The sequence below is a fragment of the Methylobacterium sp. WSM2598 genome (assembly GCF_000379105.1).
GTDB lineage: Bacteria > Pseudomonadota > Alphaproteobacteria > Rhizobiales > Beijerinckiaceae > Methylobacterium.
Genome location: NZ_KB900609.1, coordinates 4,728,577 through 4,749,227, shown reverse-complemented (window position 1 = coordinate 4,749,227; position 20,651 = coordinate 4,728,577). Strand labels below are relative to the sequence as shown.

General features: G+C 71.4%; 18 protein-coding genes. 9 read left to right on the top strand and 9 right to left on the bottom strand.

Going from position 1 to position 20,651, the window contains the following annotated elements; translation table 11 throughout:
- Positions 1–132: 132 nt before the first annotated feature.
- Both MET2598_RS0122410 and MET2598_RS0122405 read right to left on the bottom strand, forming a co-directional pair.
- Positions 133–1,131 (bottom strand): SDR family oxidoreductase, encoded by a 999-nt coding sequence (locus MET2598_RS0122410; RefSeq protein WP_012331004.1) that lies wholly within the window; start codon positions 1,129–1,131, stop codon positions 133–135.
- Between the two features lie 135 nt (positions 1,132–1,266).
- Complete coding sequence (locus MET2598_RS0122405) at positions 1,267–1,629, bottom strand: DUF3140 domain-containing protein (RefSeq protein ID WP_018262423.1); 363 nt, start codon at positions 1,627–1,629, stop codon at positions 1,267–1,269.
- Positions 1,630–2,051: 422 nt separating this feature from the next.
- Between MET2598_RS0122405 and MET2598_RS0122400 the strand changes: the two genes are divergently transcribed.
- The 3 genes from MET2598_RS0122400 (at position 2,052) to MET2598_RS0122390 (ending at position 5,399) form a co-directional block, all read left to right on the top strand.
- Positions 2,052–2,924 carry a hypothetical protein gene (locus MET2598_RS0122400; protein WP_018262422.1) on the top strand — a complete coding sequence of 291 codons (873 nt, stop codon included), beginning with the start codon at positions 2,052–2,054 and terminating at the stop codon, positions 2,922–2,924.
- A gap of 253 nt (positions 2,925–3,177) precedes the next feature.
- Positions 3,178–3,363, top strand: a complete 186-nt coding sequence (locus MET2598_RS0122395; RefSeq protein ID WP_012331007.1) for a hypothetical protein — start codon at positions 3,178–3,180, stop codon at positions 3,361–3,363.
- 98 nt (positions 3,364–3,461) lie between these two features.
- Positions 3,462–5,399 carry an AI-2E family transporter gene (locus MET2598_RS0122390; RefSeq protein WP_018262421.1) on the top strand — a complete coding sequence of 646 codons (1,938 nt, stop codon included), beginning with the start codon at positions 3,462–3,464 and terminating at the stop codon, positions 5,397–5,399.
- A gap of 266 nt (positions 5,400–5,665) precedes the next feature.
- Here MET2598_RS0122390 and MET2598_RS42295 read toward each other — a convergent pair whose 3' ends face one another.
- Together MET2598_RS42295 and MET2598_RS39695 are read right to left on the bottom strand one after the other, a co-directional pair.
- Entirely contained in the window at positions 5,666–6,046 is a 381-nt protein-coding gene (locus tag MET2598_RS42295) for a hypothetical protein (protein ID WP_168169120.1), read from the bottom strand.
- Between the two features lie 122 nt (positions 6,047–6,168).
- Complete coding sequence (locus tag MET2598_RS39695) at positions 6,169–6,852, bottom strand: DUF3828 domain-containing protein (RefSeq protein ID WP_236728787.1); 684 nt, start codon at positions 6,850–6,852, stop codon at positions 6,169–6,171.
- 302 nt (positions 6,853–7,154) lie between these two features.
- Between MET2598_RS39695 and MET2598_RS0122385 the strand changes: the two genes are divergently transcribed.
- Positions 7,155–7,721 carry an AAA family ATPase gene (locus tag MET2598_RS0122385; RefSeq protein WP_012331010.1) on the top strand — a complete coding sequence of 189 codons (567 nt, stop codon included), beginning with the start codon at positions 7,155–7,157 and terminating at the stop codon, positions 7,719–7,721.
- Positions 7,722–7,874: 153 nt separating this feature from the next.
- Positions 7,875–9,167: a polyhydroxyalkanoate depolymerase gene (locus MET2598_RS0122380; RefSeq protein ID WP_026190881.1), complete on the top strand. Its 1,293-nt coding sequence runs from the start codon at positions 7,875–7,877 to the stop codon at positions 9,165–9,167.
- A gap of 10 nt (positions 9,168–9,177) precedes the next feature.
- Here the strand turns inward: MET2598_RS0122380 and MET2598_RS37130 are convergent, their stop codons facing one another.
- Complete coding sequence (locus MET2598_RS37130; protein ID WP_018262418.1) at positions 9,178–9,900, bottom strand: PAS domain-containing protein; 723 nt, start codon at positions 9,898–9,900, stop codon at positions 9,178–9,180.
- Between the two features lie 461 nt (positions 9,901–10,361).
- Between MET2598_RS37130 and MET2598_RS0122370 the strand changes: the two genes are divergently transcribed.
- From MET2598_RS0122370 to MET2598_RS42290, 4 genes are all read left to right on the top strand, one after another.
- Positions 10,362–10,619, top strand: a complete 258-nt coding sequence (locus tag MET2598_RS0122370) for a hypothetical protein (RefSeq protein WP_236728786.1) — start codon at positions 10,362–10,364, stop codon at positions 10,617–10,619.
- 366 nt (positions 10,620–10,985) lie between these two features.
- Positions 10,986–13,115 (top strand): carbohydrate-binding domain-containing protein, encoded by a 2,130-nt coding sequence (locus tag MET2598_RS0122365; RefSeq protein WP_018262417.1) that lies wholly within the window; start codon positions 10,986–10,988, stop codon positions 13,113–13,115.
- Positions 13,116–13,191: 76 nt separating this feature from the next.
- Positions 13,192–13,629: a hypothetical protein gene (locus tag MET2598_RS0122360; RefSeq protein WP_012331014.1), complete on the top strand. Its 438-nt coding sequence runs from the start codon at positions 13,192–13,194 to the stop codon at positions 13,627–13,629.
- A gap of 248 nt (positions 13,630–13,877) precedes the next feature.
- Positions 13,878–14,186, top strand: a complete 309-nt coding sequence (locus tag MET2598_RS42290; protein WP_198293031.1) for a hypothetical protein — start codon at positions 13,878–13,880, stop codon at positions 14,184–14,186.
- Between the two features lie 277 nt (positions 14,187–14,463).
- Here the strand turns inward: MET2598_RS42290 and MET2598_RS0122350 are convergent, their stop codons facing one another.
- The 4 genes from MET2598_RS0122350 to MET2598_RS0122335 form a co-directional block, all read right to left on the bottom strand.
- A complete protein-coding gene (locus tag MET2598_RS0122350; protein ID WP_018262415.1) occupies positions 14,464–15,627 on the bottom strand; it encodes a sensor histidine kinase in 1,164 nt (387 codons plus the stop codon).
- A 115-nt stretch (positions 15,628–15,742) separates the two neighbouring features.
- Complete coding sequence (locus tag MET2598_RS0122345; protein WP_018262414.1) at positions 15,743–16,882, bottom strand: glycosyltransferase; 1,140 nt, start codon at positions 16,880–16,882, stop codon at positions 15,743–15,745.
- A complete protein-coding gene (locus tag MET2598_RS0122340) occupies positions 16,879–18,168 on the bottom strand; it encodes a hypothetical protein (RefSeq protein WP_018262413.1) in 1,290 nt (429 codons plus the stop codon). The genes MET2598_RS0122345 and MET2598_RS0122340 overlap by 4 nt, the downstream gene beginning before the upstream one ends.
- An 80-nt stretch (positions 18,169–18,248) precedes the next feature.
- Complete coding sequence (locus MET2598_RS0122335) at positions 18,249–19,520, bottom strand: polysaccharide biosynthesis/export family protein (RefSeq protein ID WP_018262412.1); 1,272 nt, start codon at positions 19,518–19,520, stop codon at positions 18,249–18,251.
- Positions 19,521–20,651: the final 1,131 nt, after the last annotated feature.

Genomic DNA, 20,651 nt, shown 5'->3' with positions numbered 1-20,651 from the left:
GGCGCCCAGGGTCGCGGCGCCCAGGGTCGCGGCGCCCAGGGTCGCGGCGCCCAGGGTCGCGGCGCCCAGGGTCGCGGCACCCCGGCCCCGAGCGCCGACCCGGCGACCGATCCGGCGGCGAGGCCGATGGGCTCAGCGGCGCCTGCTCCCCATCGCCCAGGCGGCGGAGGCCACCGCGAGGCCCAGGCCGGCCGCGGCCGTGGCGAGCGGGTGCAGGCTGGCCCTCGTGTACGCGCTGGTCCGCTGCACGTATCCGGGCTGGTCGCCGCGGACCCGGCCGGCCTCCCGCGGGCGGAACAGGGCGCCCTCCGGGTGGCGCGGCGGCGACCCCCGCTTCTGGAGCGCGATGATGGCGGGCGCGAGTTGGTCGTAGAGCCCCGGCGCGAATTCCTTGCCCATCACGAAGAGCTTGCCGGCGCCGCCGACGAAGATGTCGCGCGGCGCATGGACGGCCGCGTGCAGGATCGCGTGGGCCACCTCCTCGGGCCTGTAGACCGGGGGCGGCAGCATCGGCTCCCTGTCCATGGTGTTGCGCGCCCGTTGCGGCAGCGGCGTGTCGATGGAGGCGGGCTTGATCAGCGTGACCGACACCGGCGCGCCCTCCGCGATCAGCTCCATGCGCAGCGTGTCGGTGAAGCCCTTCACCGCGTGCTTGGAGGCCGCGTAGAGGCCCTGGAACGGGAAGGCGAGGTCGGAGGCGATGCTGGCGACGTTGATCAGCGCGCCGCCGCCCCGGCGCAGGTGCGCCACCGCCGCCATCGACCCGTGCACGGTGCCCCAGAAATTCGTCCGGACCAAGCGCTCGTGATCCTCCAGGGGGATGTCCCGCAACGCGCCGTAGGTGGTCAGGCCGGCGACGTTGACCCAGGTGTCGAAGCCGCCGAACGTCGCGACCGCCCTGTCGGCGAGGGCCTCCACGTCCTCCTGGCGCCCGACGTCGCAGGCGACCGCGAGGGCTCGCCCGCCCGCTCCGCCGAGTTCGGCCGCGAGCTCCTCCAGCACGTCCCCGCTCCTCGCGGCGAGCACCACCCGGGCGCCCCGCCGCGCGGCCATGCGCGCCGTGGCGAGGCCGATGCCGCTCGACGCACCCGTGATCACGATGACTTGGTCGCGCACCCGCTTGTGTCTCATGCTCGCTCCTCCCTCAGCCCCGGCCCCCCTGCCGCCCGCGGCCCCTTGCCGCCCGCGGTTGCCCGCCGCGCGGTTCGCGCGCCGGGCGACCGCGGGCCGGGCCGCCGGAAGCCGGACATTCAAGTAATCAAGGACTCAGGCGGTCCTCGTCGGATCGTGGCCCCAGTTTATCAGCGAGAGGCGCCAGGGCGAATCCTTCACGGCGGCCGCGTCCTTGGGGCCGCCCTGCGCCAAGTGCCGGTGCACGTAGCCGACGACTTTGCGCATGTGCTGATAGTCGTCGTCGGACAGGTCGGACTTCTTGGTGCGCAGGATCTCGACGATGCGTCGACCCTCCCGGTGCCCGGTCGCCTCGGAGGCGCCGTCCCTCCTCTGGCCGACCGACCGGCTCGCCTCGCCCGCGAGGTGCTTCTCCAGGGTGGACGCCGTCATGTTCACGGCCTTCCTGAACCCCCGGACGATCTCCTCGCGGTCCTGGTCCGTCTCGTGCCCCATCATCCCTCTCCCGCTCGCGAGGCCGCCCGCGGCGCGCTCCGGCCCGCGCAGGTGCTCTTCCCAAGCTCGCATCCTCGAGGCCCGCGCGATGCGGCGGATCCGCGTCGATCCCGCCGAGGCCGGCGCCCGCCGGGGGCCGCCGCCTCGTCCCGCTCGTCTCGAACCGGGCGGCCAACGTCGGCCGGAATGCGTCGTTCCGGGGCTTGGTCTGCGGCGATTGCGCCGCGCCAAGCCGGGGCGCGGCCCCCGCTCCCGGGGCCACCGCCCGGCCGCGACCTCCTGCCCGCGCTCCCGGCTCGGCCTGGAGCGACAGTTTTGATCAACACCGGCCGCGTACCGGAACCCGGGATCACGCGTTGTGGCGATTGCGCGCGCAGTCGAGCCCCGCGGCATGACTGCGCTGATCGGGAGGACGTTCCGCAGACATGGGGAGCACGAGTGTCATCGTCGGCATTCACGGCCTGGCGAACAAGCCGCCGGTCGACGAGAAGACGCGGTGGTGGCGGGCGGCCATCGCCGAGGGACTGATCCGCAACGAGGGACTGAGCGACCCGCACTTCGCGTTCGAGTTCGTCTACTGGGCCGACCTTCGCTACGACGCGCCGCTGCGGGAGGAGTCCAACCGGGAACCCTACCGCCGCCACGGCGGGGCCGGGCCGCTGCCGGGGGAGGACGAGGCGCCCGCGCTCACCGAAAAGGTGGTGCTGGCGCCCCTCTATGCGGGGATCGACCGCCTGGAGGAGACGACCGGCGTCACCCTGGTGGACGATGCCATCCTGGAATACCGGTTCGACGACCTCTGGTACTACCATGCCGAGCGGGACTTCGCCCGCGACGTGCGCGCGCGGCTGGCCGCGCGGCTCCGGGCCTGCCGGCACCGGCGCATCCTGCTGGTCGCCCACTCGATGGGGTCGGTCATCGCCTACGACGTGCTCCGCCTGTTGGAGCGCGAGGATCCCGCCCTGCGGGTCGAGCACCTCGTCACGGTCGGCTCGCCCCTGGGCCTGGCCAAGGTGAAGCTCAAGATCGAGGCCGAGCACGGCGCCGCGCGCGTGCCCGCCAACGTGGCGCGCTGGACCAACCTGGCCGACGGCCACGACGTCGTCGCCATCATGGGCACGCTGGACGAGGCGTTCGCGCCGAGCGACGCGGGGCTGCGGGTGGTCGACCGGCGGGTCGTGAACACCTACAGCCGTCCCGACGGCGGGCGGAACCACCACAAGTCCTACGGCTACCTGCGCACGCCCGAATTGTCCCGCATCGCCCGCGCGTACGCGACCTCCTCCGGCGGCGCCTGATCCTGGCGCCGGGCCGGCCGGGGCTCGCGCGCGGCGGGCGCCCCGGACGCGCGGGGAAATGGACGCGCGGGGACATGGACGCGCGGGGACATGGCCGGGCGGGACATGGCCGGGCGGGACATGGCCGGGCGGGGACGCCATCTTCGCCTCGACATCCGCCCCCGGAGGTCCGAGACGATGGCTAACCGCGTTGGCGTGCTCGCCGCGCCGGCGCGGGTCGTGATCGCGCCGCCAATCTTGCAGGAGTGCCCAGGTGACCCAAGCCGAGGTGAAAACGCTGGTCCGCGTGCTGGCCGCCGAGAGCGGCTCCGGGTACCGGCTCGTGATCGAGACCGCCGACGGCAGCGTCGTGGAGCTGCGCGCGACCCGCGATCAGGTGGAGAGCCTTGCCCGGCAGCTCGCGCGCCTGACCGAGGACGAGGAGCAGGCCGGCGGCTGACGGGCCGCGCGGGCGCGACGCGACGGATGCGGCGCGCGGCGCGTTAGCGGACACCCGGCGGCCACCCCGCCGGCCGCGCCCGCCGCCCGGAGTCCCGCATGCCCGCTGCCGTCACGCCGCCCTCCCTCCCGCCGGCCCGCGTCCCCCCGCCCTCCACGCCCGGCCCGTCCGGGCTCGCGACCCTGGCCGTCGCCGTGGTCGTGGTCGCCGCGCTCTACCTCGCGCGCGAGGTCTTCATCCCCCTGGTCCTCGCCATCCTGCTGAGCTTCGTGCTCGCGCCGGTGGTGAATCTGCTGCGCCGCCTGCGCCTCGGGCGCGTGCCCTCGGTGATCGCGGCGGTGCTCCTCGCCCTCGGGGTCATCCTGGCCATCGGCGGCGTCATCGGCCTGCAGGTCGCCGACCTCGCCAAGAACATCCCCGCCTACCAGAGCACGGTCCAGCGCAAGGTCTCGGCCCTGCAGGAGGGCGTGCTCGGCCGCGCCAACGACCTCATCCGCCGCTTCAACCGGCAGGTCAGCGAGGTCTCCAGCCAGGCGGCCGCGCCCGACGCCGCCGGCGCCGCGGCGGGCGCGCAGGCGCCCCGGGCCGTGCTGGTGAAGGTGCAGGAGCCGGACACCTCACCCCTGGTCCTGGCCGAGAAGGTCCTGGGCCCGGTCGTCTCGCCGCTCACCATGGTCGGCATCGTCCTGGTGGTCGTGATCTTCATCCTGATGCAGCGCGAGGACCTGCGCGACCGCCTGATCCGCCTGTTCGGGGCGAGCGACCTGCACCGCACGACCATGGCCATGGACGACGCGGCGGGCCGGCTCGGCACCTTCTTCCTGGCCCAGCTCGGCATGAACGCCGCCTTCGGGGTCATCGTGGGCGTCGGCCTCTGGTTCATCGGGGTGCCGAGCCCGATCCTGTGGGGCGTGTTCTCGGCCCTGATGCGCTTCGTGCCCTATATCGGCGCGCTCATCTCGGGCGTGTTCCCGGTGGCGCTCGCGGCCGCCGTCGATCCCGGCTGGTCGATGGCGCTCTGGACCGCCGCCCTCTTCCTGGTGGCCGAGCCGGTGTTCGGGCAGGTCATCGAGCCGCTGCTCTACGGCCACTCGACGGGCCTGTCGCCCTTCTCGGTGATCGTCTCGACCCTGTTCTGGGGCTTCCTCTGGGGGCCGATCGGCCTGATCCTGGCCACGCCCTTCACGGTCTGCCTCGTGGTGCTCGGCCGCCACGTGGAGCGGCTCGAATTCCTCGACGTGCTGCTCGGCGACCGGCCGCCGCTGACGCCGGTCGAGAATTTCTACCAGCGCATGCTCGCGGGCGATCCCGACGAGGCGCAGGAGCAGGCGGAACTGCTGCTGAAGGAGCGCTCGCTGTCCTCCTACTACGACGAGGTGGCCCTCAAGGCGCTGCAGCTCGCCGCCAACGACTACCAGCGCGGGGTTCTCGGGCCCGCTCAGCTCGACGCGATCCGGCAGCTGACGCAGGCGCTGGTGATGGAATTCGCCAAGCGCCCGGACGAGGTGCCGCAGGAGGCGCCGGAGGCGCCGGCCGGGCAGCCGGGCGCCGAGGCCTCGCTGGCCGAGAAGGAGCACCCGAAGAACGAGGCCGTGCCGGGCCGCGCGCCGCCGCCCGAGGCGCGGCCGCAGAGGTGGCGCGGCGAGGCCCCCGTCCTCTGCATCGCGGGCCGCGGCCCGCTCGACGAGGCGGCCTCGTCCATGCTCGCCCAGCTGCTCGGCAAGCACGGGCTCGGCGCCCGCGTCGTCCCGCACGAGGCGGTCAGCCGCGAGAAGGTGCGCAACCTCGACGTGAGCGGGGTGGCGATGGTGTGCATCTCCTACCTCGACATCAGCGGGAACCCGGCCCATCTGCGCTACCTGCTGCAGCGGCTGCGGGAGAAGGTGCCGGGCCAGCCGATCCTGGTCGGCCTCTGGCCCGCCGAGGACGCGATCCTGACCGACGCTGCGCTGCGCCGGCAGGTCGGGGCGGATTACTACGTCGTCTCGCTGCGCGAGGCGGTCGAGGCGTGCCTGGAGGCCCTGCGGCAGGCCTGATCCGGGCTCCGCATCGAGCGAGCGGGTCCCGAATCCGGGGCCCGCCCGTCCGGACCTCCGGACCGCGTGCGCCTGACCAGCGCTCCCGAACCCCTTCCGGGCCCTCGCGGCGCCTGTGGAGATGTCCGGTTGCAAGCGTGTCGCGGACATCTCTTACGACATTCGACGGATTGCGTCGCCATCTTCCATTTCGGCAATGCGGATTTGGGCTTCGCTCAGGCGCCGCGCGGGCTTGTCATCACGGTGTCCGGACGTGATCGTCCGGTTCACCTCCACGCGCAAACCTTCGCGGTCGCGTTGGCCCAACATGCGCTTCCTTGTGGCTTCAAGGTTCCGAGGCTGTCATGGGCGTGACTTCCTCCCCGCGCTCCATTCCAACTGCCTTCGGCGGTACCGTCTTCGTTTTTATTGACGTACGCGAAGAATTTTGAAGAACGACGATCGCCGGTTCCCACGGAAAAATTGCCGTCCGCATCAGACTCGATGTTGCATCTGCCGTCCAGGTAGCGTTTCCCGCCGACTTCGATGAGACACCGTCCTTGTCCCGATTCGCTGAGGCATTTTCCCTCGGAGCGCAGCGTGCAGGTTGCGCCCGCCGGCGAGGCAGCGACGAGCCAGAGAACGGAAAGGAGTTTGACGGCACGCATCGGTCATTCCTCCGGGCTGCAAGCGGTGAGTCCGATCTCGTTTTACTGCGACGAACCGGCAACAAAAATCGATACGGAAATGCGCCGCTCACAATGGAAAGCGATAAATATTCCTGCAGAGACTATCCGGTTCGATCTCTCAGTCCCAGTGCGCGGCGGAGTCCCTGACCTCGGTCGGATCTCACGTCGTAGATGCGCCAGCCGTCGGGAGCGCGCTTCAGGCGATAAGTGATGCGCACCGCTTTGCGCGCGTTCCGGAATCTTGCTTGCGTAACGGCATAGTCACCCGTCATCGTGGCCGGGCTGATCACCAGGTTTGCGATGGTGGGATCCTGCGATTCCGTGAATGGATCAACATCGATTGTGTTGTCGCCGTTCGCGGCCTTTGCGAGGTCTCGAAGCCATGCCGCCGCGATCTCTTTCTCAAAAAAATGGTTGGCCGTTGACTTGTCCAGCTGAAGTGAAAGCAGTTTCGGGCTTTTGCGTGAGCCCTCGTACTGGGCGTAGACGGCTTGAACGGCAGCTTCCGGCGTCGCGAACTGGGCTTCGGAAACTGTCAACCCGGTGAGCAGCATAGCCCCTGTTGCACATGCGAAGAGCGATGAGCGTATCAGAGCACACATCGCAAGCTCCTCCTGCCCGTCCCTTGCCGAGATCGCGGAAGCACCGCTGATCGAGATCTGGACTCTTGAAATCAGCGGGAGTCCCTGCGGGGAGATCAGGTCATGCTTCCTCAGAAATGATGTCTCGTCGCGGATCGTGCTCCCGAGCGTGGCGCCAGAGGCGGCCGCCGCTGCGGTGGCCATCGCCGGCCTTCGGCGAGGGTTCGATTGCGGGCTGAACTCCGACCGGACACGGCGGTGACCGAGGACAGGATGATCCTGATCGCGCAGATCGAGAAGGGGGCGGGCGGCGATCTCGTGCGCGACCTGCTGGTCCTCCCGCGGTCGAGCCGGCCGGCTCGGGCCCCTCACCGCGCCGGCCCTGCCGCTTCGCTGCGCACGGGGCGGACCCGGCGGCCGCCCCGTGCGACACCCTCCGCACGGCCGAGCCATCGACGGGCCGCGGCCGGCTCCGTAAGGTGAGGGGGATCGGGAGAGGCGCGCGCGTGTCCGACAGTCGAAACCGCTGGCACGTGATCACGGGCCCGCCCTGCTGCGGCAAGTCGACGACGATCGACCTCCTGGCAGCGCGCGGCTTCCGGGTGAGGACCGAGGTGGCGCGCGCGCACCTGGACGAGGCGCTGCGAGCCGGGCGCAGCGTCCACGAGGTGCGCGCGAGGCCCGAGGAGTTCCAGGTCTCCGTGCTGATGCGCGCGCTCGCCGTCGAGCGGAGCCTGCCGCCGGAGGAGCTGATCTTCTTCGACCGCGGGGTTCCCGACAGCCTCGCGTATTTCAGGCTGCACGGCCTGCCCGAGGCCGATTACATGTCCCGCATCGCCGCCGCGCGCTACCGGACGGTCTTCTACCTCGAACCGCTGAGCGACTACGTCACGGACTACGCCCGCGTCGAGAGCCGCCACGAGCGGGACAGGCTCGCGGACCTCCTCTGGCGCGCCTACGCGGACCTCGCCTTCGACGTCGTGCGCGTGCCGGTCCTGCCCGCGCAGGAGCGGATCGACTTCATCCTGCGGCGGATCGCCGGAGCGGGCGACGGCGCGCCCCGGGCGGAGTGACCGCGCGGGCGGCCGCAGGGCCCCGCCCCACCCAGGCTTGAGCGCACGCAAACCGCAGAACAGGCCGGCCGAAACCAAACACCTCTCGCCCGCGTTGGGGGCCTACCTGTCATCACGGGCCGGGAAGCCTCAGCGTCGGAAAGGTGTCTGCGGATGATGTACCTCATGCGTGAGTCGTGTGAACTGATGCTCACGCCCGCCCGGATCGCCGCCGACCTCACGAAGCTTGCTTGCGAGAACCCGCTCAACCCTTTCACCTATACGGTCGCGGGCCGCTCGATCGCCGCCTCCTGCGAGATCTTCGAGCGCGCCACCCGCTCCTATCCCAAACCCGCCTTCGGCCTGCCGGCCGCGGAGCGGATCGTGTGGGAGCAGCCCTTCTGCCGGGTCATCGCCTTCGGGGAGCCGTCCGACAAGCCGAAGCTCCTCCTCGTCGCCCCGATGTCGGGCCACTACGCCACGCTGCTGCGCGGCACGGTGGCAGCCTTCCTCGACACCCATCAGGTCTTCATCACCGACTGGGCCGACGCCCGGCAGGTGCCGCGCGCGGCCGGGCGCTTCGGCCTCGACGAGTACATCGACGCCTGCGCGGCGATGTTCGCGGCGCTCGGGCCGGACCTGCACGTGATGGCCGTCTGCCAGCCCTCGGTGCCCGTCCTGGCCGCCATCGCCCGGATGGAGGCCGAGGACCACCCGGCCGTGCCGCGCGCGGCGATCCTGGTGGGCGGGCCGATCGACACGCGGCGCTCCCCCACGGCGGTCGACCTCCTGGCCCAGGAGCGCGGCATCGGGTGGTTCCGGCAGCACTGCATCCACCTCGTGCCGCCGGGCTATCCCGGCCACGGGCGCGCGGTCTATCCGGGCTTCCTGCAGCTCTCCGGCTTCATGGGGATGAACCTCGACCGGCACCTGACCGCCCACTGGGACATGTTCAACCACTTGGTCGAGGGCGACGGCGATTCGGCGTCCAAGCACCGGGCCTTCTACGACGAGTACCTCGCCGTGATGGACCTGACCGCCGAATTCTACCTGGAGACCGTGGAGCAGGTCTTCATCACCCACAGCCTGCCGAACGGCACCATGCGCCACCGCGGCGCGCCGGTCGATCTCGGGGCGATCCGCCGCTGCGCCCTGATGGCGATCGAGGGCGAGAAGGACGACATCACGGGCGTCGGCCAGACCCGCGCCGCCCTCGACCTCACCCCCAACCTCCCGGACGACAGGAAGGCCTACCACCTGCAGGCCGGGGCAGGGCATTACGGCATCTTCAACGGCTCGCGCTTCCGGGCCGAGATCGCGCCCGAGATCTGCCGCTTCATGGCGGATCAGGCGGCGCCGCGCCCGGCCCCCGTCCCGGAGCGGGCGGACTGGATCGACCGCTCCGTGGCCCTCTTCGTGGTCAAGGCCCCGCCCGGCCGCGCCGCGGTCCCGCTCCGGCCCGTCTGAGCCGGGGTCCTCAATGCAGCAGGGCGCGCCCCGGCACGGCGGCGCCCTGCGCGCCGGCGGGCGCGGTCAGGCCGGCCGCGCGGGCCTGCAGGTCTCCGAGCCGCCGCCGCAGCGCGCTCCGCCCCCGCTCCCGCTTGGCGCGCAGCTGCGCCAGGATCCGCTCCCGCTCCGCGCCCGGCCCGATCCGGGCCTCCAGGTGCTCGCACTCGATCTCGTGCGCGACCTCGACGTCCGCCAGCGCCGCCAGGACGGCCTGCAGCGCGCCGGTGAGGCCGTCCAGGTCCGTCCCGGGGGCGCGGCGCGCCGGGCGGACCGACACCGTGGCCGCCTCGGACAGGTCCAGCCGGAGCGGCGGCCGCGTCGCCACCAGGATGGACGCGCCGGCGACGATCGCCCCGGAGCGGGCGCGAATCGGGGTCGCGCAGGGCATGAACGGGATCCGCGTGCCGTCCGGGCGCTCCAGCACCGCCCCGGCGTCGCGGACGGGGCGCCCCTCCCGCAGGGCCACCGCCATCGGGCAGAGCGCGAGGGGCAGGTCCGACCCGTCGGGCGCCAGGAGGCGCCACGCGCCGCACCAGCGCGCGCGGCCGATCTCCGGACGGTAGCCCCAGAGCGCCGCGGCGGCCGGGTTGTAGTAGGTCAGCCAGCCCTCGGCGTCGGTGGTGTAGACCGCCGTCCCGGCCCCGTCGAACACCTGAGCGATCGGCGGCTCGTCGTTCCAGTCGGACGTCATGCCCGCGTGTCCTCCCTGCCCCCCGACACCTGATCGGCGCCTCCGGCCGAGGAGCGGCTCCGCTTATCGTTGATCTTGACGGATCGGCTTGACTTGCGACGCGCCGCGCACGGGCCGCATTCACCCATGATCGTCCCGGACAGGCAACGGGACGAAAACGATCGGCCGCCGAGCCGCTCCCGCCGCCGTCGCCCGGTCCGGCCGGACTTGTCCCGGATCCGAGAACGTTCTCGGGCGCCGTCACCTTGCAATCGATCGCCCCCGTACGGGCAGGTCTATGCCGACATCCGGATTTTCTCTCGCGTAGAGCTCATCGGGAGACCCAATCGACTGAGTTCCCGCCGCGCGGGAATCGCGGCGTCCCGCTGCCGAATGCCCGGGTCAGATTGCTGACATCATGGCATTCACCGGTCGCATGTGATAAAAGAGTTGTGATCATGATGACGGCTAGGCCTCCCAGGATGGCGGTGCTCGAGGAATTGCCATTTGGTGTAGATGTGAGCGAGAGCGAGGATTACCTCGTGATCGAAAAATCCGGCATCGAGCATGATAATCATAACTATATTGTGTCTGGGAAAGTGAAAAAGAAGAATAGAAGCGTGCTGGTCACGACCCATGTGGCGTCGTTCGAGGAAGCACTCGTCCTTGCCAAGCATCTCGCCGACAGGTTGGAGGCATCGCTGATCTACATACGGGACGACGCCCAGCCCTCGCTCTAGCTCGGATCCGCGCACGGCCGGATCTCCTCGGGCGCCGGCGGGGCGGCGCTTGGGCGCCGGCGGGGCGGCGCTTCGGCGCCGACGGGGCCCGGACGGAGGCCGGCCGCGAACGGTGCGGCACCTCCGTACTCGGTCGCGCGCTTTGCCGGCGCGCCCACTCGGTCCCAATAATCCGCGCCGCGCGCCCTCGTCGGACCCCGCACCGGAGCCCGCCTGTCACCATCGATCCTCACGGCAGCTGTCGACTAAATTGATACACTGCATCCTTTCTGTGCCGCTATGTCGTCGCGGATCTGGGTCCGTTAAGGATAAATTTAACACAGGATACCCAGATTAGGGCCTGAGATACAGATCACGGGCTCTTCGATGTCAGTCGGCTACGGCAATTCCCTGGTGCTCCGGGTGGCGGAGGACGCCTATCGGGGCGACGCGCTGGTCGCGGTGCTGGTGGACGGCGTGCAGGTCGGCGGGCCCCAGGCCGTCACGGCCCGCCACGGGGCCGGCGAGTGGCAGGACATCACCTTCACGGGCGCCTTCGCGCCGGATCCGCGCAGGGTCGAGGTGCGGTTCCTCAATGATGCCTGGGGCGGTACCGCCGGCGCCGACCGCAACCTCTACGTCGACCACCTAGTCCTGGACGGCCGGACCTATCGGGGCGCGGCGGCGAGCAACGGCGCCGGCGCGACGGTCGACGGCGCCGCGGCGCTGATGGCGGAGGGGGGCCTCGTCTTCGACACCAGCGCGCCCCCGCCCCTGCGCAGCCTGACGATCCGGGTGGCGGAGGACGCCTATCGGGGCGACGCGCTGGTCGCGGTGCTGGTGGACGGCGTGCAGATCGGCGGGCCCCAGGCCGTCACGGCCCGCCGCGCGGCCGGCGAGTGGCAGGACATCACGCTCACGGGCGATTTCGGCGACGACCCGCGCAGGGTCGAGGTGCGGTTCCTCAACGATGCCTGGGGCGGCACGGCGGACGCGGACCGCAACCTCTACGTCGATCACCTGATCCTGGGCGGGCGCACCTACGAGGGCGAGGCGGCGCGCAACGCGGCCGGCCCGATGCTCGGCGACGCCGCGGCCCTCTACTCGGCCGGAACCCTGACCTTCGACACCGGCGTGCCGCCCGCGGCGCCGGTGCGCAGCCTGACGATCCGGGTGGCGGAGGACGCCTATCAGGGCGACGCGCTGGTCGCGGTGCTGGTGGACGGCGTGCAGGTCGGCGGGCCCCAGGCCGTCACGGCCCGCCACGGGGCCGGCGAGTGGCAGGACATCACCTTCACGGGCGCCTTCGCGCCGGATCCGCGCAGGGTCGAGGTGCGGTTCCTCAACGATGCCTGGGGCGGCACGGCGGACGCGGACCGCAACCTCTACGTCGATCACCTGATCCTGGGCGGGCGCACCTACGAGGGCGAGGCGGCGAGCAACGCGGCCGGCCCGATGCTCGGCGACGCCGCGGCCCTCTACTCGGCCGGAACCCTGACCTTCGCTACCGGCGTGCCGCCCGCGGCGTCGATGCCGGTCCTCACGCCGGCCCCCCCGCCCGGCGGGACGGGCCCCGGCCTCTCCCTGCTCGGGGTGAACCTCGCCGGGGCCGATTTCGCCGCCGGCGCGCTGCCCGGCCGGCTCGGCACCGACTACACCTACCCGACCGCGCAGGAGATCGACTACTACGCGTCCAAGAACCTGAACGTCATCCGCCTGCCCTTCCTGTGGGAGCGCCTGCAGCCGGTCCAGGGCGGTCCCCTGAGCGCCGCCGAACTCGCCCAGATCGACGCGGTGGTGTCCGCCGCCACCGCCAAGGGCATGAAGGTGATCCTGGACCCGCACGATTACGGCGCGGGCTACGGCCACCTGATCGGCAGTCCGGAGACGCCCGACAGCGCCTTCGCGGATTTCTGGGGCAAGCTGGCCGGGCATTTCAGCGCCAACCCGAACCTGATCTTCGGCCTGATGAACGAGCCCTACGCCCAGAGCGCGACGCAGTGGCTCGGCTCGGCCAACGCGGCCATCGCGGCGATCCGCGCGGCCGGGGCGACGAGCCAGGAGATCCTGGTCCCGGGCAGCTACTGGGACGGGGCCCATAGCTGGGTGAGCAGCGACAACGACACGGTGATCGGGACCGGCATCGTCGATCCGGCCGGCAACTACGCCTTCGAGGTGCACCAGTACCTCGACGCCGACAGTTCCGGCACGCAGGCGGGCGTCGCCTCGCCGACGGTCGGCGTCGAGCGCCTGACGGCGATCACCCAGTGGGCGACGCAGACCAACAGCCGCCTCTTCCTCGGCGAGTTCGGCGTGGCGTCGGACCCGACCAGCCTGCAGGCGCTCGACAGCATGCTGGCCTACATGGACCGGCACGCCGTCTGGCAGGGGGCCACCTACTGGGCGGCGGGGCCCTGGTGGGGCGACTACATGTTCTCGATCGAGCCGACCGGCCTGGGCACCGCGCAGGTCGCCGACCGGCCGCAGATGGACGTCTTGGAGAAGTACGCCCCGTGACGTAGGCTGCCCACCGGGCGGCGCCGCCGCCCGCGGCGCGCCCCCCCCTCCGCGCCCGGCCGAACTCGACCCCGCGATGCCCGTCTCCCTTCCCCAGCACTTCTGGCAGGCCGTGCGGCCCGGCCTGTCGCCCCTTGGTCTCGCCCGGCTCCTCGCCGCCTCGTGGCGGCTGCGCCGGCTCGCCGGGGCGATCGGGCGGGCGCGGGAGGCGGGGGACGGGGCCGCCCTCGCGGCCCTCACCGCGCGCTGGGTGGCGCTGCACGAGGAGGCGGCGCGCCGCTTCGGGATCCCGGTCCCGGCGGAGGTCTACGCCGCCGAGGCGGCGCTGCGGACCTTCGCGGTCCGCGACCTGCCCCGCCTCGACCGCGAGATGCGCCGCCTCGCCTGGGCGGAGGCCCGGGCCGCGCGCGCCCGGGCAGCCGGGGACGAGCGGGCCGCGGCGGCCGCGCACCGGCTCGGCCAAGCCGCCTGCGACCGCATCTCGGCCCTCTCGCGCGAGATCGACGGCCGCTGATGCAACACTGCATCACCGGTTCGGTCCTGCCCACGCAGCGTGAATGGAAGCATAGGCTGGATTTCAGCGCTTCCGCACAACGCCCTTGACTGTGGTAGAACTGTGTTCTGAACTGGATGATGGCCACAATTCAGCCATTCTGAAAGCCGTTGCCGGAGGGACGGCCGCGTGCTAGGCCTGAATAATACCCGTACAGGGCGAGACCGGCGCGCTGCGGGCTGCTTCGCCGCGTGGTTTTCGCGATGATCATGGTGGTATCTCTGGCAGGTGTCGCGGCGATCGGGGCCGTCATGGCGCGGTTCTGCCCGTGGTTGCCGATGCTCCTGGCGAGCGTGCTGCTGTTCCTCGGGGCCGCGATCGGCCTCGTGGCCTGGGGCGAGCCGCTCCCGACCGCGCTCGGCCTGGCCTGCCTGCCGGTCCTCGTGCTGCAGACCAGCTACGTGATCGCCGGACAGGTTCTGGAGGGCGCGCGGGCCGCCCTGCTCAAGGCCAACCCGGCGCAGAAGACCCTCGTCTCCCCGCACGGCTCGGCGGACGAGCCCCCCGGCCTGCACTGATCCGACGTCCGCCCGATCGGTTCATACGCCATCCGGTTGATGGCTTCGCCATCTCCGATTTCGGCCATGCGGATGTCGGCGTCGCTCAGGCGCCGCGCTCGCGCACGATCCCGGCTCCCGGCGTCCTGCTCCGACGGGCGCGGGATGGGCGTCGGACGGAGTCCCCGTGATCGGTCCGGCAGCGCCTGTCCGCGGTCACGGCTCCGCTTCCGGACCCGTTCGGGCCTGCCCGACCGGGGCGGAGACGGCGGAGTCCGGGCAGCCGGCGACCGGATGCTCAGAGCGGCGCAGCGTCCGGGCCCGGGCCCGCGGGCAGCAGCTCGCCGCCGAGCGGCGTGTCGATGGTGCAGACGAGGCCCTCGGGGCGGAAGTCCATCCGCACCCGACCGTTGAGCTCACCGGCGAGGGCCCTCTCCAGCATGCGCGTGCCGAATCCCCGGCGCGCGGGCGGGTGAACCGGCGGACCGCCGCGCTCCTCCCAGCGCCAGAGCAGCCGCCGGGGCGGATCCTCGGTCACGCTCCAGGCGACCAGGATCTCGCCCCCGTCGCGCGCGAGCGCGCCGTACTTGATGGCGTTCGTGACCAGCTCGTGCAGGGCCATCGCCATGGTAACGGCGGTGCGCGGCTGCAGGGCCACCGGCGGGCCGCTCGCCGAGACGCGGCCCTCGACGCCGCACGCCGTCGCCGCGGTCGCGACGATCTCGCCGAGGTCGGCGGCCCTCCAATGCACGCGCGTCAGCACGTCGTGAGCGTGCGACAGGGCTTGCAGGCGGCCCTCGAACGCCGATCGGGCGGCGCCGGCCCCCTCCACTTCCCGGAAGGTCTGCAGGGCGAGCGACTGAACGATCGCCAGGGTGTTCTTGACGCGGTGGTTGAGCTCCTCGACCATCAGCCGAAGCCGCCTCTGGTCGTCCGCGATCTGCTGCTGGGCCCGGCGCAGCTCGGTTGAATCGTAGTAGTAGCAGATCACGCCGAACCGGCCGTCGGGCAACCGCGTCCGCTGCAGCTCCCACTCGTAGCCTTCGGTGCCCGGCACGTCCTGGCGGGGCCGGTAGAAGGCGCGCGAGTAGAAGGGAACGCCGGTGTCGAGCGTGTCCCGGAAATGGCCGATGATCTCCTGCGCCACCTCCTCCGGCCAGAGGATCCGCATGGCCTCGGCGAAGGGGCGGCCGATCAGCGGGCGCACGTTGCGGAAGGCGCCGTCCTGCGAACGGTGGTTCATCGAGGCGATCGTGAAATCCGCGTCGACGATGTAGATCCCGAAGGGGCAGCGCTCGATGAGCTCGTGAAACAGCTCCTCCTGGCGCGCGGCGCGCGCCGTGGCCCGCGCCAGGCGCTGCTCCAGGCTCGGGCCGTGATCCGCCGGCGGCGGCTCTCGCCGATCCGGGGCCTCGGGTGCCCGCTTCGCCGGATCCCGCGCTTCGGGCTCGTCACTGCTCAAAGGTCACACCGGCCGGGCTGAGAACCGCACCGGAGGCTCCCTACCTCAAGTCGAGGCGGGGGAGAAACCGGATCCGCGCGGCGTGCTCGGCGGCCCCCGCACGGCCGATTCCGGCTCAGCGGGCGGGATCGCGGGCGTCCGCCTCCCCGCCTCGGCCCCCCGCGAGCGCCGCGAGCCGGCGCCCGAGGAAGTCCACCACGGCCTCCCGGTCTCCCGCCGCCTGCCGGTTCCAGCGCGCGAGGTTGTGCCGGGCCGCCTCGCGCGCCTCGCGCCGCCAGTCCGGACGGGCCAGGGCCGCGGCCACGGCCGCCGCCGCCGCCTCCGGATCGCCGATCGGAACCCGCAGCCCCGAGGCTCCGAGCACCTCGTGGAAGACCGGCTTGTCCGGCGCCACCACCAGGAGCCCGGCGAACTGCATCTCGAGCAGCGGCAGCCCCAGCCCCTCGTCGTGCGAACTCATCAGGAACAGGTCGAAGGCGCCGATTGCCCGGCGCGCCTCGTCGTCGTCGAGGAAGCCGAGCGGCCTGACATGGGGCAGGCGCGCCAGCGTCTCGGCCTCGCCGCCCCAGCCCGGCCGGCCGATGATCCGCAGCTCGACCGGGCGGCCGAGCCGGCGCGAGAGGGCCGCGCAGAGGGCGGCGGCGCCGGAGTAGTTCTTGCGCGGCTCGATCGTGCCCATGGCGCCGACCACGAGCGGCCGGTTCGGGTCCTCCCGGTCCCCCGCCCCGGCCTCCTCCGGGAGCGCGTCCGAGAGGGAGAAGACGTTGCGGATCGGCGGGCGGTAGAGCAGCACGGTCGCGTCCGGCCGGATCCAGGGCCGCAGGGTCGCGCCCGTCGTCTCCGAAAGGACCAGGAAGTTGCGGAGCCGTCGCAGCGCAAGCCGGAAGGGCGGCACCATGTAGAGCCGCGCGGCCCGGTTGAGCTCGTGGCGCCGCGTGAGCAGGAACAGGTCGTTGACGTAGAGCACGCTGCGCTCCGGCAGCGCCGCGAAAACCGGCGAGGGCGGGTAGCCGGAGAACAGCCACAGGCTGCGCGGATGGGCCAGGGCGGCGGCCGGCATCCGCAGCATCTGCTCCCGGATCATCGCGGGCCGGCTCCCCCGCGAGGTCCAGCCGGTCACCGGCAAGGGTGCCAGGGCCTCCTCGCTGAACAGCTCGCGGGTGATCCGCTCGATCCCCGAGGCGCGCCGGCTCAGATGGGTGCGGTCGACGACGAGGGTGGGGCGGGGGCCGAGCGGCAGGGTCGGGCCGCTCATGGGCGCATCCCGCCGCTCTCCGCCTCGCCCTCGCTCTCCAGCATGCCCTTGAGCATCCACAGCAGGGAGGCGGTCTTGATGCTGAGGAAGCCGTAGCTCACCAGTGAGTTGAAGGCCACGTAGAGGCAGAGCGCGTGCGCGTAGCGGATCTGTGCCCGGGTCCGGTAGGCGGTGGAGAAGGTGCAGTAGAGCCAGAACAGGGCGAGGCCGAGGAGCGACTGCGTCGTGATGATGTAGCTGACGCCGCTGTCGACCGCCTTGTAGATCAGCTTGTCCGAGAGGCCGAGGAACTCGGGCACGTCGTAGACGTGCAGGAGGTCGACCGTCCAGGCGACGCGGCCCGGGAAGTCGTCGCTGCCGCCCGCGATCCCGGTCACGCCGACGAACAGGAAGGAGGCGACCAGCGCGCCCGGCAGGTAGAGGAGAGGCACCACCCGCGGCAGGAACCGCCACACCACGCTCACCAGCAGGATCGCGAAGAACGAGACCAGGGCGAGGCGCCCGTCGCAGGCCACCATCAGGAAGAAGTTCGTCGCCAGGAGGTAGGTGCGGCAGGATGGGCTCAACCGCTCCCAGCGCGAGAAGATGTAGGCCGCGATGATCACGCAATAGGCGCCGAGCGAGACCGGCTCGAGGAAGACCGACGAGACCCGGTGCGCGTCCATGATCTGGTCGGCGATGCTGAGGAAGCGCGCATCGGGCCGGGTCGCGCTCACGAACAGGTCGGAATCCGTGTTCCAGAAATTCTCCTCGGTCAGCCCGCGGGTCGCGATGAAGTAGTCCTTCACCCGGAACAGCGCCGAGTAGGCCTCGACGTTGAAGGCCTCGATCACCCCGAAGACGAACACGACGCTGTGGATGGCGAGGAGGTAGCGGTTCAGGTAGCGCGTGCGCGTGCACAGGCCGAGCATCATGAAGACCGGCGCGATCAGGATGTCGCGGAAGTACTTCACGCTCGTGGCCGGATCGACGGCCACCGCCCGCAGCGTCATGAACACGAAGAGCCAGGCGATCAGCGCGACCGAGAGCGTCATGCTCGGCCGGTAATGCGCCACGGCGACGAGCAGGGCGGCGCCGATCAGCACGATCTCGGCCCCGATGACGATGCCGGGCGAGAGCCCGGTGACGTTGCCGTTCACGTAGGCGAGCGCGGCGTTGAACAGCATCCCCCCGGCGAGGATCCCGAAGGGGACGTGCTCCAGCACGGCGCCCCGCGCCGCCGCCGGGGCCGGGACGGGCCTGAGGAAGGAGGGCAGCGCGACCGCGTGGGTCGGGACGGGCGGCATGGCGGGGCTCCGGCGGGTGGGGCGGCGAGGGACCCGCGCGTCGGCGGGCCGGCACCCGCGTCAGCGGGTCGGCACCCGCGTCAGCGGGTCGGCACCTCGGGCGGCTCCTCGGCCTGCAAGGCGACCTCGACCACGTCGCCGGGCTGCAGCTCGGTGTCGTGATCCGCCGGGATCCGGGCCGTCTTGCCGCCGGACCTGCGGAAGATCGAGATCTGCGGCTGGCTGTCGAAGCCGCGCACCAGCTGGGACTTGACCATTCCGGTGTAGCGCAGCTTCTCGCTGACCGCCTGGAGCCGGCTGCGGATCGCCGCCAGCTTGGCGGTCGAGTCCTGGATCTCGCGCAGCACCTCGAGGCGCCGGGTGTCGTCGACCCGCTGGAGCTTGCGGCCGAGATCGCCCTTCTCGCGCTCGACCGAGGCGAGGACCGCCATGGTCTGGAGGGCGCGGGTGGCCGAGAGCAGGACCGTGCGGCGCGCCTCGACGAGGCGCGGCATCGGCACGTTGCCGCGATCGAACAATTCCTGGTAGCGCTTGAGATCGTCAGTGTCCGACTGGACGCCTTCCTTCTCGCGCCGCTCCTGCTCGCTGAGCACCGAGGCCCGCTCGTTCTCCTTGGCGGCGGCCTCGGTCAGGTAGCGCTTCTCCTTGGCGATGTCCTCGTTGCGCGTCGTCAGGATCGCGCGCTCGCCCTCCGAGAGCTCCTTCGCCACGGAGGGCGCGACGGGCGTCTCGATCACCGCCTTGCGGTCGAGCTCCCCCTTGCCGTCGAGCTCGGCCCGCAGGCGCGAGAGCCGCTGCTGCTCCTTGGCGTAGTCGATCCAGGCCGTGTTGTAGGCGTCGCGCAGGTCCGACAGCTGCAGGAACGGGTTGTCCATCTTGAAGCGGAGGATGTCGAAGCCCCCGGCCAGCGCCACGGTCTGGCGCACGGTCATGCCCGGCCGGTAGGGCTGCTCGCCCGGCTTGGCCACGTCGCCGTTCAGGTAGACCGGTCGATATTCCAGGATCGCGACGTTGATCTCGGAGGCCGAGAGGATCAGCGGAAATTCCCGGCCGTCGTCGGTGCGGCGGCGGATCTCCTTCGACGGCAGGAGCGACTGGATCTTCGCCCGCGCCTCGGCGAGGCTCAGCCCGGCGACCGGGACCTGGCCGACCAGCGGCACCGTGACCTCGCCGTCGCCGTTGACGACGCTCTTGGCCTTCAGTTCGGGCACCGCGACCGCCTCGATCGAGAGCGTGTCGCCCGGCGCGATCAGGTAGGCCGCCGCGGCGGGATGCGCCGCGAGGGCGAGGACCGCCCCCAGGACGAGGCCCGCCCTCGTGCGGGACGGGCGGCGCGGGGCCTGGTTCACCATGCGGGGTACTCCCTTTCGCGGCGCGTGGCGGGCTTCCTGCGGTCGTGCGACCGGCCTCGTCGCATTCCGGATCCCTCGTTCGGACGGGTCCCGCGTCGGGCGACCCTGATGCTGGACGGGTCCGGGCGGCCCGCGGGGAGCGACCGGACGCGGCGGCTGTCACAACTTCGATTGTGCAGTGCACAACCGAAGGGCGAGAGACGGCGAAGCCATCCCCCGCCGCGAACCGGGGCTAGAAGTCCCTTTCCCCCCGAACCGTTCCAAGAAATGCCGCGCGACACAAGAGGTATGCGGCTTCCCCTGCCCCCGCTGGACCAGTTCAAGAAGACGCAGCACCGAGGATGCGGCGGCCCGGCCTTTCGCCTATGCGAGACAGCACCCGTACTTCTCAGAGAATGCAAGAAACGGGCCTGTTCCACGAAATGTCGGGTCGCCGCCACCGACATCGGCGCGCATTATGCTTGCAAAGCAGAGCAGACATGCGAAAAATGCAAAGAGGCCGCGAGGCTGCGCCCCGTGGGGCAAGGCGGGGCCCGCTTCGCCCTCTGATAAGGCTTGCGAATCCAATCGTCGCGGATCCGGGGCGGTGCGACCGGCCCGGCGGGTCGGCCGCGCCGAGCGCCGCCTTCGGCCGCTCCCGTCATGCTGAAATCACAACCCTGGTCATCGTTTTGAGCATGTCTTAACCGGCAACGAGAGGGTCGATCCGGGTCCCGGCTGGACTGTCCGCCCGATACGGGCCGCACAACCTCCCGAACGCCCTGGCCGGGAACCCTCTCGCGTTGCAACAAAAACCCCAACGGCCGGGCCGGGCCGCTTCGCCATGCACCGAGACGGCGTTTGGTTCCCGGAAAAAATCCGCCGGCTCGCCTGGAACGTGCATTCGGAACGGCAACGCTTCGCCAATCCGGCGCGGCGGGTTGTGAAACCCGTTCGACCGGTGTTAACCCTTTCGAGGCAGCAAGCGGCCGGCATTGCGACCTGTACGCCAAGCAGATCTGCTCGAATCGACACCTCGCCAGCAAGTCGGCGCAGATCAGCCGCCGAGTTGCGCAGGGCTTCAGCCCGATACGCCGTATCGCCGGCAAAATTCCCGCTGTTGTGCAGGGCCGGTCGGCCGCGTCCTGCGAG

Bases quoted from the DNA above. Each gene is read 5' to 3' on its own strand.
- MET2598_RS0122410 (WP_012331004.1), bottom strand. From the start codon at position 1,131: ATGAGACACAAGCGGGTGCGCGACCAAGTCATCGTGATCACGGGTGCG.
- MET2598_RS0122405 (WP_018262423.1), bottom strand. From the start codon at position 1,629: ATGATGGGGCACGAGACGGACCAGGACCGCGAGGAGATCGTCCGGGGG.
- MET2598_RS0122400 (WP_018262422.1), top strand. From the start codon at position 2,052: ATGGGGAGCACGAGTGTCATCGTCGGCATTCACGGCCTGGCGAACAAG.
- MET2598_RS0122390 (WP_018262421.1), top strand. From the start codon at position 3,462: ATGCCCGCTGCCGTCACGCCGCCCTCCCTCCCGCCGGCCCGCGTCCCC.
- MET2598_RS42295 (WP_168169120.1), bottom strand. From the start codon at position 6,046: ATGCGTGCCGTCAAACTCCTTTCCGTTCTCTGGCTCGTCGCTGCCTCG.
- MET2598_RS39695 (WP_236728787.1), bottom strand. From the start codon at position 6,852: ATGGCCACCGCAGCGGCGGCCGCCTCTGGCGCCACGCTCGGGAGCACG.
- MET2598_RS0122380 (WP_026190881.1), top strand. From the start codon at position 7,875: ATGATGTACCTCATGCGTGAGTCGTGTGAACTGATGCTCACGCCCGCC.
- MET2598_RS37130 (WP_018262418.1), bottom strand. From the start codon at position 9,900: ATGACGTCCGACTGGAACGACGAGCCGCCGATCGCTCAGGTGTTCGAC.
- MET2598_RS0122370 (WP_236728786.1), top strand. From the start codon at position 10,362: ATGGCGGTGCTCGAGGAATTGCCATTTGGTGTAGATGTGAGCGAGAGC.
- MET2598_RS0122365 (WP_018262417.1), top strand. From the start codon at position 10,986: ATGTCAGTCGGCTACGGCAATTCCCTGGTGCTCCGGGTGGCGGAGGAC.
- MET2598_RS0122360 (WP_012331014.1), top strand. From the start codon at position 13,192: ATGCCCGTCTCCCTTCCCCAGCACTTCTGGCAGGCCGTGCGGCCCGGC.
- MET2598_RS42290 (WP_198293031.1), top strand. From the start codon at position 13,878: ATGGTGGTATCTCTGGCAGGTGTCGCGGCGATCGGGGCCGTCATGGCG.
- MET2598_RS0122345 (WP_018262414.1), bottom strand. From the start codon at position 16,882: ATGAGCGGCCCGACCCTGCCGCTCGGCCCCCGCCCCACCCTCGTCGTC.
- MET2598_RS0122340 (WP_018262413.1), bottom strand. From the start codon at position 18,168: ATGCCGCCCGTCCCGACCCACGCGGTCGCGCTGCCCTCCTTCCTCAGG.
- MET2598_RS0122335 (WP_018262412.1), bottom strand. From the start codon at position 19,520: ATGGTGAACCAGGCCCCGCGCCGCCCGTCCCGCACGAGGGCGGGCCTC.